This is a genomic window from Nostoc linckia z4 (genome assembly GCF_002608075.1).
GTDB classification, from domain to species: Bacteria; Cyanobacteriota; Cyanobacteriia; order Cyanobacteriales; family Nostocaceae; genus Nostoc; species Nostoc linckia.
In genome coordinates, this window is sequence record NZ_LAHA01000001.1 from 470,553 (window position 1) to 484,143 (window position 13,591).

Here is a 13,591-nt window from a genome sequence, read left to right on the forward strand (position 1 = left end):
GTAGCTCGTAACTCATAATTCATAATTTATAATTCATAACTCATAATTCATAATTTATAATTCATAACTCATAATTCATAATTTATAATTCATAACTCATAATTCATAACTACTTTTTCGGAGCAGCTTTAGCTGCTGCGGCTGCTATTTGTTCTGGACTAAGTGGCATCAATACCTGTAATTGGAATGATGTATTAATTGCTGGTGGCCCTACTCGCACAGGTGTTTTATCTGTTGGTGACCTTGACTCAGCTGGTGCTAAAGTTGATTGATAATCTTTAACTATCAACAAAGGTTGTAAACGTTCAATATTACGAATTATCGATTGAGTTTGTTCGTAGGTTCCTGTAATTTCAGCACTGATACTGCTGCGTTGCAGTTTGCCGTCAACTTGTTTTCCTAGACTGCCATCGATAATCGGTTCTGGTTGTTGGGAAATTGGTAAGAACTTATTAAGTTTGGCTCTGACTCCATTAATGGGAGTTTGAGCGTTGCCTGATTCAACTAAACGGTTCAGATCCAACAGCAATGTATCCAAAGTTTTCTCATTAGCAAATAAACCTAAAACTTGAATTTTTTGCTGTTTTGCCTGTGCTAGTTCCTCTTTAACTTTATCAATCTGTTTGATATTAAGTTTCTTTTGGTCTATTTGTCCTTGGAGTTCCGAGACTTTTGCTTGCTGTTGCTGATAGCTTTCCCAAGCTGGCATCAACAAGTTTAATGCGATATAACCTGCTCCCGCTAAACCAATTACCCCTACCAAAATACCAATGATTTTTGGTGTAAAAGCAATGCCAAATAATACCGGATGCGCTGGGGTTGCGGCATCAAATTCTCCGGCTTGGTCGGCAAAATTTAAATCATCACTCAGCGTCATTTTGAAATGACTCCCGTTTGTTGCATACTACGAATTCGAGCCACTAGTCCCACTGTGCCTTTTTTTTCTAACTCCCGAATTAATTCTGAAGCAGGAACATCATTCATGCTCGATTGAATGGTGTATTTAACGACTTTTGGAGGCTTAATTGTTACACCAGGAACTGATTGAGCAACACCTGATGTTATGGGAGCATCTACTAAGGTTGCCGTAATAATTCTGCTTTCTGAGGACTTCAAAAACTGGGACTGTTGCAAACTTAATAAAAAGTCATTGACATCGTTAAAAGAACGAGCCAATCCGGTAACTTCTAATCCTCCGGCTGGATTATTGGGGGGTTTACCTTCCGCCACAACAATGGGTGGGATTTGCCTGATGCTCTCAATTTGCACTGCTGCGGGAATGCGATCGCGTAAATCTTGCAGCATTGCAGACCAAGGACGAATCTGATCGAATACAGTGACTAAAGCTTGGGTTTCCCCTTTAATGGCGCTAGTTTCGGCTTTGATTTTATTCAAGTTTCCGATTTCTGTATCTAGCCTCTTGCTTTCGCCATCTAGTTGTGCTATTGTGCCATCTAGCTCAACGATCTTCCCTTGCAACAACCACCAACTAACTCCTAATAAACCTGGTAGACCAACACCAAGCGCAACTCCTATATATATTGGTGTTAAATTTCCACCAGGAAGACTAAGCGATAATTTTCCTTTTTTCTCAGGCTTTTTCTGATATGCTGGGCGGTCTTTAAGAAAGTTAACATCCAAACTATACATTTTCTCACACCAACTAGAGACCAATATTATGGTTTGAGAATTCTCAAACAGCGTGACTGTCAAAACAGACAATCCAAAATTTCACCAAGATTTCAAAAGGGCGATCGTCAAAATTAAACAATCCAAAATTTAAAATCCAAAATCCCCAATTAATTAGACCTCCCGCATTCCCAGACCAAGTACCACTGCCAACCCAGAGCGTTGTACCTGTGGATATTTGTTGCTGTCAACTTCCAACGACAAAGCACCGATTGGATCTATTTGGATGGTTGGCAAGCTTAATCGTTGGGTAAAGAATTCATCAAGCTGTTGGAGTCCACCTCCAGGCCCAGCTAATAAAATCTGTGCTACTTCCAGATTTTCACTTTGATTGAGATAAAAATCGATGGAACGGCGGAGTTCATCTGTGAGTTCGCCCAATACTCTCAGTATTGCTGCCATACCAGGATTGAGTTCCGTAACACCAGTTTTACCGCCGTCTATGGGAGTGGGAGTAATCACCATCCCATATAACATTTCCATATCTCGTGATGCAGGTAAGCTCATTGCCCTTGCCAGGGCAGTTTGCATTTGATAAGTTCCTATGGGTACTGTGCGGGAAAATTGCGGTACTCCATTAACGATGATGGCAATTTCTGTGCTGTCGAACTCAATATCAACTAGTACTGCTGCTTCTTGCGGGCCAAATTGTCGCAATTGGTCGCGAATAGTCCGAATGAGAGCAAAACTGTTAATTTCTAAAACATCGATTTGTAATCCTGCTTGCTCGAATGTACTGATATAGGTATCTGTTACTTCCTTGCGGGTAGCAACTAAGAGTACCTGTACTTTTTCAATGCCATCTTCATCTACAAAATACCCAAGTTTTTGATAATCTACATCAGCTTCTTCACGAGGATATGGCAGATACAGACCTGCTTCATGGTTTAGTACCATTTCCCGAAGTTCTTTATCATCTAATTCTGATGGTACTGGTATCAGACGAACGATAGAATCTCGTCCTGGTACAGCAGTAGCAACATGAGAAGCTTTGATTTTGCCTTGGGCTAGCGCTTCTTGAATTAACTGCGCCATTGCTGGAGGGTCAGTGATTTGACCATCAGTAACTACACCTTCAGGAACCGCTACTGATGTTAAGGTTTCTATTTTCAAACCTTGACGTTGCTTGCGTAGCTGAACTACATTTACTCGTTCAGGGGCAAGTTCAATGCCGATCCCTTTATTTGATTTGCCAAACAGACTATTGAAGCTTTTCACCACAGTTGTGCCCGCTGGACTGCTAAATTGTATTGGGGATTGGGGATGGTGAGTTAGGAGTTAGGAGTATGGGAATTAGGAGTATGGGAGTTAGGAGTTAGGAGTTAGGAGTTAGGAGTTTAAAATTTTCTCTATCTCCCTATTGCCTATTGCCTGTTCCCTATTGCCCATTGCCCATTGCCTATTGCCTGTTCCCTATTCCCTATTCCCTGTTCCCTAGTTATCTCTACTACTGGTAATTGATTTACCCTATAATCTCGTCAATTCTGCATAAGATTTTCACCACGAACAAGCGTAAAAATACTGGGAAGATGATTCAATTGCGAAAATTTAAACAACTTACTGCTTTAGTACTGCTTGGCTTATTAACTAGCTGGATTGTAAGTTGTGGTACAGGTGGTACAAATACAAAACAAACTACTTCAGGAGTAGCAACTGTTGAGTTTTGGACGATGCAACTGCAACCCCAATTTACGGACTACTTCAAAAGCCTAATTACCAATTTTGAATCACAAAATCAAGGTATAAAGGTTAACTGGGTTGATGTACCTTGGGCAGCAATGGAGAACAAAATCTTAACAGCTGTTTCCGGAAAAACGCCACCTGATGTTGTTAATCTAAATCCCGGTTTTGCTTCTCAACTTGCCGGACGAAATGCTTGGTTAGATTTGGACACAAAGGTTCCAAACGATGTACGTTCCTCCTATCTACCGAATATCTGGAAAGCGAGTACACTTAATGGTAAGAGTTTTGGAATTCCTTGGTATCTCACCACACGGTTAACCATTTATAACACCGATTTATTAAAACAGGCAGGTATAAATAAACCACCTGCAACCTACGCAGAATTAGCGCAAGCAGCGCAACAAATTAAAGATAAGACTGGGAAATATGCTTTTTTTGTGACATTTGTACCGCAAGATTCAGGAGAAGTGCTGGAATCTTTTGTGCAGATGGGAGTGACTTTAATAGATGACCAAGGTAAAGCGGCGTTTAATTCGCCACAAGGGAAAGCTGCGTTTCAATATTGGGTAGACTTGTATAAAAAAGGTTTGCTGCCTAAAGAGGTTTTGACTCAAGGACATCGGCAGGCGATCGATTTATACCAATCTGGAGAAACGGCTTTTCTATCTTCTGGGCCAGAGTTTCTCAAAGCGATCGCTAATAATGCCCCGAAAATTGCTCAAGCTTCACAAATCGCACCCCAACTCAGTGGCGACACTGGTAAGAAAAATGTCGCAGTGATGAACATAGTTATTCCCCGTGACAGCAAACAACCAGACGCCGCTGTGAAGTTTGCTTTATTTGTCACCAATGACGAAAATCAGTTAGCCTTTGCAAAAGCCGCAAATGTTCTACCTTCCACAGTTAAAGCATTATCTGACAGCTACTTTAAAGATGTTCCAGCTAATGCTTCAACAATAGAAAAAGCGCGAGTTATCACTGCCCAACAACTACAACAAGCAGAAATATTAACTCCTACGTTGAAGGATTCCAATAAATTGCAAAAAGCAATTTACGAAAACTTGCAAGCAGCAATGTTAGGCGAAAAAACAGTAGATAAAGCTGTGGAAGATGCCGCGCAACAGTGGAATGAAAGGTAAATTTGGGTATGGGGCATGGGGCATTGGGCATTGGGCATGGGGCAGAGGGGAAGATTTTTTCCTCTCCCTGTCTCCCTTGTCTCCCCAGTCCCTATTGATTCCGCATTTGTAAAAAATCGCCGACTAAATAAAGGGAACCACACACAACGATTAAATCCTCTTTGGTGGTGGTTGAAGTTGCGGTTTCTAGGGCTGTGAATAAGTCTGGATGTATTTGGCGATCGCTTAATTGTGGACAGAGGTTGTAAGCTAAATTGGCTAGTTCGTCTAAATTAGCAGAATTTCTACCAGGCCAAGGTTCTACTGATATTGGTACTAAAAAAAGGCGATCGCCTGGGCGCAATAAAGCGGTAAAAATATCAGCATGGTCTTTATCAGCAAACATTCCCATTATCCAAGTTACGGGTTTATGTTTTACGGCGTCTAAGCTATCGACATAATGGCGAAGAACTTCGGCTGCGGCTGTGTTATGAGCGCCATCAAGTAATAATTGATAATTTTTCCAACTAGTCCATTGCATCCGCCCCGGCCATCGAGTTTTCGCCATCCCGTTCTTTATGGCTGTTTGAGAAATGTGCCAACCTTGTTGTTGGAGAATTTCTAAAGCAGTTAAAGCCAAAGCTGAATTATTTAACTGAATTTGTCCTGCTAATGGCAAAGGATATTTAATAGACTTATGAGGTGATTCTTCGCTCCCCCCATCTCCCCATACTTCGGCTTTGCTCAGTACAAGTCTTCCCATACTTCGGCTTTGCTCAGTACAAGTCTCCCCATCTCCCCCTCTTTCATATTCTGCCCAGCCTGTAGCAATTTGGCGGGCGGGTTGTGGTGTAAAAATTGGACATTGTAATTCTAAAGCACGCGATCGCACCATTTCTTCGGCATCTGGTGGCAATTTTCCAACCACAACAGGACGCCCCGGTTTCAGAATACCTGCTTTTTCTCTGGCAATGTCAGCCACGGTGGGGCCCAGGTGTTGCCAATGTTCCCGACTGATGGAAGTGATAATTGTCACCAAAGGTTCCAAGCAGACATTGGTAGCATCCAAGCGCCCCCCTAGCCCCACTTCCACCACTGCAACATCGACTTTAGCTTGGGCAAAATATAACCAAGCTGCGGCGGTGATTACTTCAAATTGAGTGGGTGATTGTTCATTTAGAGGAATCGCGGCTTGTACTTGTTGAAATAATTGGTTTAATTCTTCCGAAGAAATTTGTTTTTCATTGAGACAAATACGTTCCGTCCAATCAACTAAATGGGGCGAAGTGTAGCGTCCTGTACGATAACCAGCCTCAGTAAGTACCGAGGAAAGATAAGCGCAAACTGAACCTTTCCCATTAGTACCAGCAACGTGAATTACCGGAACATGGTGATGGGGATTGCCAAGATTTGCCAACAGATTGAGAATGCGATCGAGTCCAAGATGGACACCAAAGCGTTGAAGAGGTTGGATTATAGAATCGATATCCACGAGAGGGGAGTGGGGAGGTGAGGGAGATGGGGAGGTAGGGGAGATGGGGAGATGGGAGACAAGGGAGACAAGGGAGACAAGGAGAATAATTCTTAACTCTTCAGTCAGTAGCCACCAGTCAATACAGTTCGGATCAGCAGTATAAACTTCCCTTGTGGTCTGGGAAAAAGTTAAGGGATAAGGGGTAAAAGATGTATTTAAAACCTTTCCCCTTTCCCCTTTCCCCTTTCCCCGAACCGTATTGAGTCACCACTCCTAATCTCCCATACCTAACATGAATAAAACCGACTGTTCTAAGAAAGAGAAACAGTCGGTTGAAAAGATATTATATAAGCCTGATTTAGGCTTCTCTATCCAAAAAGCCTTGAATTTGTCTTAAAGCAGCAGCACCAATATTAAATACTGCCCAGCCAGCAGCAATAGCAACTGGAGCTAAAACGATCGCTAAACGAAAATCGATATCCATATCTAGAACCCCTCTTTTAAGAACAAATTAAAGTTTTGTCAACTTCTCTCATTTTTATTTTTAGCTGAAGTGGGCAATTTTTCCTAGCTTATATGTAAAGAATGTTTAAATTTTGGAATTGGGAATGGGGCATGGGGCATTGGGCATTGGGCATTGGGAGTAATGACTGTTAACTGATGACTGATGACTGATGACTGGGGAGTTATTCTTATCTCCCTTGTCTCCCTTGTCTTCCTTGTCTCCCTTGTCTCCCTTGTCTCCATGCCCCATGCCCCATGCCCTAACCCTTACCAAACCCCAAATCTGTACCTTTACCTGCATGAACTAAAGCTAACTTTTCGTAACGCTTGGCGTGTTCTATGAGTTCTGCGGCTTCAATTTCTGTTACTTGGCGCTGTATTTTGCCAGGAATGCCGACAACTAACGATAAGGGAGGTATATTTTTAGTTACTACTGCGCCAGCACCAATAATGCTACCAGCGCCCACGCGTACACCGTCTAAAATCACTGCGCCAATGCCAATTAAACTTCCACGCTCAACGTAAGCAGAATGTACTACAGCACGATGCCCTACGGTGACACGATCTTCTATGATTGTGGGAAAACCAGGATCGCAATGTAAAATCGCTCCATCCTGAATATTCGTGCATTCGCCAATGTCAATGCGTTCAACATCTCCTCTAACTACTGCCCCGTACCAAATGCTTGCTCCTGCTGCTATGTTTACCGAACCGATAACAACAGCGTTGCTTGCAATGAAGGCAGCTTGAGAAAAATCGACAGATGTCCAGTAAGAAGCGGTAGACACGATAGAATATTAATATGGTACCCAGGAACACTGGAGAAACTCCAACCTTTGAGGCTGGTTGCACAACCAGGATATCACAGCGTCAAGGCTCTAAATTGACGAGTGCTGAATGCTTAACAAAGTGCTAATGAGTGTTGAGTTACGAGAGAGTTTTTCACAAAAAACTTGAAACTCATCACTTTGAACTTACTTGTTGAGTTAACAGCGAAGGAATATCCCAAAGTGGCGGAGCCGAAGTGTATAACCCAACCTACTAGTGCCTAGTGCTGGTAAAGCAAAATTATGTTTGTACGCACTTCATGATGAATCCAGGCTTGCAGTACCCAATATTTGGCCCTGAAATACAGTGTCCCCATTGTCGCCAGACTATTCCGGCGTTGACACTAACAGATACCTATCTATGTCCGCGTCATGGCGCTTTTGAAGCTAACCCGAAAAATGGAGAGTTAATCCATTTACAGTCTGGGCGTCACTGGCGGAGGTGGAATAATGAATGGTATAGACAGCATACTCACCCTGATGGTATACGGTTTGAAATTCATGAAGCATTAGACAAGCTGTACACTCAAGGCTATCGAGCAACAAGAGTTATTATTGCTCGACGCTATCAGGAATTGATGAGTGGCTACTTAGAACGCAGTACTCCTTGGCGGTCTGGACAGCCGGAAGCATCAGCAGCGCGGCTATACGGTTTACCCGTAGAATTTAGTCCCGATCCTCCAGAAGACCCTTGCTGGGAAGTCATTAACTTTGACTTGGAAAAAGAACCTGGCGTGCCTGTACGTTACCCTTATTTCCGGTTATTTGAGTAAAGTTAGGAGTTAGAAGTTAGAAGTTAGAAGTTAAGAGTTAAAAGTTAGGAGTTAGGAGTTAAGAGTTAAAAATTAGAAGTTAAGAGTTAAAGGTTAGAAGTGAAATTGAATTCACAACTCCTAACTCAAAACTTCTAACTCAAAACTTCTAACTCACAACTCCTAACTCCTAACTCACAATTCCTAACTCCTAATTCCTAACTTTACTCATAACTGACAACTGCTACATTTGTTTATGCACCACGCTTCTATTCGGACGGCGAATATTCATCGAGCGATCGCCTTTTACGAACATCTGGGATTTACAATTTCAGAACGCTTTACTACAGGCTACACGCTAGCTTGTTGGATGGAAGGATTGGGGGGCAGAATTGAACTAATTCAAATTCCCGAACCAAAACCAGCTCCAGATGCTTTTGCTGATGAACATTATGTGGGATATTATCATCTGTCTTTTGACTTGACTGAAATGACGCCAGATTTACCTAGCTGGTTGACAAATTTACAAGAACGTGTTTCAACAGCAGAAGAATTGCAACCATTAAAGGTATTATTAGAACCGACACAACAGCAAATAGGCGATCGCATTTACGAAGTTGCTTTTATCGCCGATACCGATGGCTTACCTTTGGAATTTATTCGCGTTTTAACAAAACTTCCATAGTTTAACTTTTGCAAAATTCAACTCACCTTTTCCCGCACAATCACACAAATTAAAAAAAATATAGATAATTTTTCAATCCAAAATCTAAAATCTAAAATCTAAAATCATAAGTCTTGCCTGCTAACAAAAATAATAATGACCTCAACACTTACAGAAAACGTCCGCAAGACAGTACTGGAAAATGGTCTAATTGTCCTCACGAAAGAAGTGCATACTGCACCAGTAGTAACGGTGCAAGTGTGGTATAAAATTGGTTCGCGCAACGAAGAACCGGGAGTCAATGGTATTGCCCACCAATTGGAACACATGATGTTTAAAGGCACGAAAAATCGTCCAATTCAATTTGGACGTTTGTTTAGTGCTTTGGGTAGTGATTCCAATGCTTTCACCAGCTATGACCAAACTGCATATTACGGGACTGTGGAACGAAGCAAACTCAAAGCTCTTTTGGTGCTGGAAGCCGACAGAATGCAAAATTCCCAGATTGAACCAGAGCAACTAGCCAGTGAAAAACGGGTGGTAATTTCAGAATTGCAAGGTTACGAAAATAGCCCAGAATATCGCCTCAACCGCGCCGTCATGCAAGCAATGTTTCCCAATCATGCCTATGGGTTACCTGTAGGTGGTGTGAAGGCTGATGTAGAAAAATTTGAACTTGAGCAGGTAGAGAAATATTACCGCAATTTTTACACTCCCGATAATGCCGTTTTAGTAATTGTTGGAGATTTTGAAACCGCAAATACTCTGGCAATGGTTAAAGAAGTGTTTGGAGAATTAGCAAATAGGGCATTGGGCATTGGGCATGGGGCATGGGGAGACAAGGGGAATAAGAACAACTTCCTAGTCAACAGTCAACACTCAACAGTCATCACTCCCATCATCTTGCGAGAACCAGGGGCAGGACGCTTGTTACAGGTGGTTTATCCGTTACCAGATGTGAATCAGCCGGATGTCCCAGCGTTGGATGTCATGGATTATATTTTGACTGAGGGGCGGAATTCTCGCCTTTATCAAGCTTTGGTAGAATCAGGTCTGGCTCGTGAAGTGACAGCATCAGTTACCAGTTTGCGGGAATTCGGCTGGTATGAAGTGTTGGTGACGGCTGCATCTAAACAAGATTTGAACAAAATTGACTCATTGCTCAACAATGTCATCGCCAATGTTGCAAAAAAAGGCGTGACATTAGAAGAAGTGGAACGAGCCAAAAATCAATTAACGGCGGATGTGATTTTGAGTAACCGCGATATCACTTCTCAAGGGATGCAATTAGGTCATGATGAAACCACTGCTGATGATTATCGTTATACAGACCGCTATTTAGCGGCTGTTCGTTTAGTAAAGCCAACGGATGTTATTGCTGTAATTCACAAATATCTGACAAAAGAAGCGCGTACAGTGGGCTTTTTTGAACCCACTGATAAACAAACCACAGAAATTGGTCATAAAGTAGATTTAACCCAAACCACAGAAAATTTCTCTGCTGTAGCACCTGTGCTGGTTACTGAGGTGGTGAAGTATTTACCAAGTGTAGATTTGGTCACAGATGCGTTGCTTGGGGTGGTTGACAAAGCATCTGATGGAGAAGACATAGCCCAAACATTACCACAGCAATTCCAATTTACCAATGGACTGCGGCTATTGTTGTTACAGGATTCTAGTACTCCCACTGTTACCTTGAGTGGTTACATACAAGGGGGAACTGAATTTGATTCAGATGAGCAAGCTGGACTAGCTGCTTTTGTGGCAGAAAATTTGCTGAGTGGGACAAAAACAAAGGATGCCTTAACAATTGCCAAAACTTTGGCAGAACGAGGTGCAAGTCTAGATTTTCATGCCTACTCTGAAGGTGTGCAAATTGAGGGTGATAGTTTAGCACCAGATTTACCGATACTCATGGAAATTTTGGCAGATGTTTTGAAAAATAGTACATTTCCCATCAAAGAATTAGAACTACATCGCCAACAAACTTTAATAGACTTGCAAATAGAATTAGATGAACCTTCACAAGTAGCTAGAAGAATATTTATTCAGTCAATTTATCCGCAGAAACATCCCTTAAACACCTTTCCCACAGAAAAGAGTTTACAGCGAATTAAACGCCAGGATGTTATTGCTTTTAAAACCAAACATTATCGTCCTGACACAATGGTGCTAGTACTAGTGGGAGATTTTGAGGTGGAGTCAGTCCGATCGCTCGTTGAGTCAAAGTTTGCTGATTGGGAAGTTAGCGGTGAACCACCTTTATTCAAATATCCTACAGTCTCTCTGCCAGAAAAAATAGTCAGTGTTAACCGAGTGTTAGCAGGTAAAGCCCAAGTAGTAACTTATATGGGTCATAGCAGTATTAACCGCTATAATCCTTTGTTTTATGCAGTTTTGGTGTTAAATCAAATTTTGGGAGGCGATACCCTATCAAGTAGACTAGGAACAGAAGTGCGCGATCGCCAAGGTTTGAGCTATGGAATTTATAGCTACTTTCTAGTGGGTAAAAATACAGGGACATTTTTCATCGAAATGCAAACTAGTCCTGAAGATAACACCAAAGCGATCGCCAGTACCCGCCAAATATTACAACAAATCCATCAACAAGGCGTCACTGCTCTAGAAGTGGAAACAGCTAAACACACCCTCATCGGCAACTACAATGTTTCTCTGGCAAATCCAGAGGAATTAACAGATACAATCCTGATGAATGAAGTATACGAACTAAACCGATTAGAATTGCACTCCTTCACCCAAAAAATCCAGCAAGTCACCCTTGAGGAAGTCAATCAAGCAGCTAGGGAGTTAATTCACCCCGATAAAATTGTCGTTGCTACTGCTGGCCCAGGGGCATCATAAGCATTAATCAAAATCTGGACAACACATAAATCCTTTGTAGGGATGTACAGCTGTACGCCCCTACCTACGTATCTGTATCACAACGTATGGGTAAAAAAGTAAATTGAGAATGGGACGATGGTCATGGATAATGAAGAAGAATACAGAATTCAGCAATATATCAGTGGGGGATTCAGACCCGCCACTGATAGCGTAGCTCCTTCGAGTCGCACAAAATACCCGACTGAATTCTGACGACTGACCCATGTATTCTGTTTGATAAACAATAGATAAAGTAGTTTTTCTGGCTACCTAAATTAATTATTCCTGCTCGCCAGTGTTACATTTTAAAAATTACTGATGAAACTTTACAAAAATTTATACAAAATTCCAATTTTATTGCTGACTTTCTCTACTTTTCAACTGCGAACTTTTTTTAATTTGCTAAAATTTTTCCGTCGTAATTTAGTAATCTTAACGTTGTTCTTCTGCTTGTATTTCATCAATGTAACTCCAGCAGTTGCAGCGAATTTGTCTAGTGATTTACTCAAACAACCAGCTACAGAAATTAAAGTTAGTTTGGGTAATGCAGCTAACGAACTCAAATTTGAGCCAAATCACCTAGAATTTGAAACTGGCAAACGCTACAATCTGCGGCTGACTAATCCCAGCCAACTGAAACATTATTTTACTGCCAAAGATTTTGCCGATGCTATCTGGACGCAAAAAGTTGAAGCAGGAAAAGTGGAAATTAAAGGAGCGATTCACGAAGTAGAACTTAAGCCAGGTGCAGAGGCGGAGTGGTTGTTTGTGCCTCTGAAATCTGGCAATTATAGTTTACGTTGTCCAATAGCAGGACATACAGAAGCAGGAATGATTGGAGAGATTGTTATTAGTAATTAAACACGAATTCTCCAAGTCAGTCACTCACAAAAAAATCCCAAAAACTAGGGATGACAATAGGGTGAGCGAAAAAAGGTGTCGGGAGTGTGGGGAGTGTGGGGAGTGTGGGAAGTGTGGGAAGTGTGGGAAGTGTGGGGAGTGTGGAGGGTCATTTTTTGGATACTTAGCTAGAAATCCCACACAAAATTTCGTTCACCCATGAGAATAGACTTTGACTTGCCTACTGGAGTTTTAAGAACTTATCTAAAGCCACCACCATACTATCAGGCCAACGACGAACATTCTTGACCCAGTTGATGTCCTTATAACGGCTATCCAGTCCATAAGCAGCTACCCAGTTACTTTCAGCATCCCCTTGTCTTTTATTTACCCAATAGGCAGCTGTGAGGGCGGCACGCATATCAGCAAATTTGGGATATTTGCGGACGATATTTTGCATTTCTTTGATTGCTTGGTTTGTTTGACCAGTTTCATAAAGTGCCAGGGCATAATTAGCGCGGGCAAAAGCAAAATTTGGGGCAATTTCCACTGATTTTTTATAGTCAGCGATCGCTTCTTCCCATTTTCCCAAACCACCTTTAGCATTACCGCGATTGTTATATGCCATCGCATCATTTGGATCGAGTTCTAAGACATAATTATAATCAGCGATGGCCTCTTGCCATTTTCCCAAACCTTCTAAGGCTGCACCCCGATTCAAATAAGGGTCTGTAACATTTGGAGCCAGTTCTATGGCTTTGTTATAATCCGCCAGTGCCTCTTGTAGCTTATTTTGACTGACCCGCGAATTTCCTCGGTTACTCCACGCCCCTGCATTGGTGGGAAATTGCTCAATAATCTTTGTCCAATATATTTCAGCAGTGGCAAAATCACCATTATTCGTAGCTTCAAAAGCTTGATTTGCCCACTCATCACCTTGTTTTAATTGCTCTTGAGTAACACTTGGCAATTGAGATTGTGCGATGGCTGGTGTACCCCAGCCAAACACAACTAACAAACTCAGAAAAATACAAATCAACTTCATCATCTGGATTTACCTTAAGTCAGTGGGCATTGGGGACGGGGCATGGGGGAGGCAGTGCGGTCTTGGGGTCTCCCCAAGTGGAGCAACTGCCGTCATTGGGTATGGGGAGATG

The 13,591-nt window shown here is 42.0% G+C and carries 13 protein-coding genes; 5 read left to right on the top strand and 8 right to left on the bottom strand.

The features are described from left to right. Positions 1-109: 109 nt before the first annotated feature. From VF06_RS02190 to pilM, 3 genes are all read right to left on the bottom strand, one after another. Positions 110-877, bottom strand: coding sequence for a pilus assembly protein PilO (locus VF06_RS02190; protein WP_099068100.1), 768 nt, complete (start codon positions 875-877; stop codon positions 110-112). After that, positions 874-1,650 carry a PilN domain-containing protein gene (locus tag VF06_RS02195; RefSeq protein ID WP_099068099.1) on the bottom strand — a complete coding sequence of 259 codons (777 nt, stop codon included), beginning with the start codon at positions 1,648-1,650 and terminating at the stop codon, positions 874-876. Before VF06_RS02195 ends, VF06_RS02190 begins: the two co-directional genes overlap by 4 nt. 153 nt (positions 1,651-1,803) lie before the next feature. Continuing rightward, a complete protein-coding gene (gene pilM / locus VF06_RS02200) occupies positions 1,804-2,910 on the bottom strand; it encodes a type IV pilus assembly protein PilM (protein ID WP_099068098.1) in 1,107 nt (368 codons plus the stop codon). A gap of 308 nt (positions 2,911-3,218) precedes the next feature. Here pilM and VF06_RS02205 point away from each other — a divergent pair, with 308 nt between their 5' ends. Next, a complete protein-coding gene (locus VF06_RS02205) occupies positions 3,219-4,511 on the top strand; it encodes an ABC transporter substrate-binding protein (protein WP_099068097.1) in 1,293 nt (430 codons plus the stop codon). A 91-nt stretch (positions 4,512-4,602) separates the two neighbouring features. Here the strand turns inward: VF06_RS02205 and VF06_RS02210 are convergent, their stop codons facing one another. The 4 genes from VF06_RS02210 to VF06_RS02220 form a co-directional block, all read right to left on the bottom strand. Further along, the gene (locus VF06_RS02210) at positions 4,603-5,982 is read right to left on the bottom strand and encodes a bifunctional folylpolyglutamate synthase/dihydrofolate synthase (protein ID WP_099068096.1); all 1,380 of its coding nucleotides are present in this window, start codon (positions 5,980-5,982) and stop codon (positions 4,603-4,605) included. 340 nt (positions 5,983-6,322) lie between these two features. Then, on the bottom strand, positions 6,323-6,448 hold the full coding sequence (locus VF06_RS02215; protein ID WP_073638940.1) for a photosystem II protein Y: 126 nt from the start codon (positions 6,446-6,448) through the stop codon (positions 6,323-6,325). Between the two features lie 105 nt (positions 6,449-6,553). Next, positions 6,554-6,718 (bottom strand): histidine kinase, encoded by a 165-nt coding sequence (locus VF06_RS38830; RefSeq protein ID WP_143861701.1) that lies wholly within the window; start codon positions 6,716-6,718, stop codon positions 6,554-6,556. 10 nt (positions 6,719-6,728) lie between these two features. Continuing rightward, entirely contained in the window at positions 6,729-7,256 is a 528-nt protein-coding gene (locus VF06_RS02220; protein WP_099068095.1) for a gamma carbonic anhydrase family protein, read from the bottom strand. 302 nt (positions 7,257-7,558) lie between these two features. On the opposite strand from VF06_RS02220, the gene VF06_RS02225 reads away from it, so the two are divergent. From VF06_RS02225 to VF06_RS02240, 4 genes are all read left to right on the top strand, one after another. Beyond that, positions 7,559-8,068, top strand: a complete 510-nt coding sequence (locus VF06_RS02225) for a TIGR02652 family protein (protein ID WP_099068094.1) — start codon at positions 7,559-7,561, stop codon at positions 8,066-8,068. A 235-nt stretch (positions 8,069-8,303) separates the two neighbouring features. Then, positions 8,304-8,732 (top strand): VOC family protein, encoded by a 429-nt coding sequence (locus VF06_RS02230; protein ID WP_099068093.1) that lies wholly within the window; start codon positions 8,304-8,306, stop codon positions 8,730-8,732. 135 nt (positions 8,733-8,867) lie between these two features. Then, complete coding sequence (locus VF06_RS02235) at positions 8,868-11,573, top strand: M16 family metallopeptidase (protein WP_099073071.1); 2,706 nt, start codon at positions 8,868-8,870, stop codon at positions 11,571-11,573. A gap of 339 nt (positions 11,574-11,912) precedes the next feature. Continuing rightward, entirely contained in the window at positions 11,913-12,455 is a 543-nt protein-coding gene (locus VF06_RS02240; protein WP_099068091.1) for a sulfocyanin-like copper-binding protein, read from the top strand. A 220-nt stretch (positions 12,456-12,675) separates the two neighbouring features. Here the strand turns inward: VF06_RS02240 and VF06_RS02245 are convergent, their stop codons facing one another. After that, complete coding sequence (locus VF06_RS02245) at positions 12,676-13,482, bottom strand: tetratricopeptide repeat protein (protein WP_099068090.1); 807 nt, start codon at positions 13,480-13,482, stop codon at positions 12,676-12,678. Between the last annotated feature and the right edge of the window lie 109 nt (positions 13,483-13,591).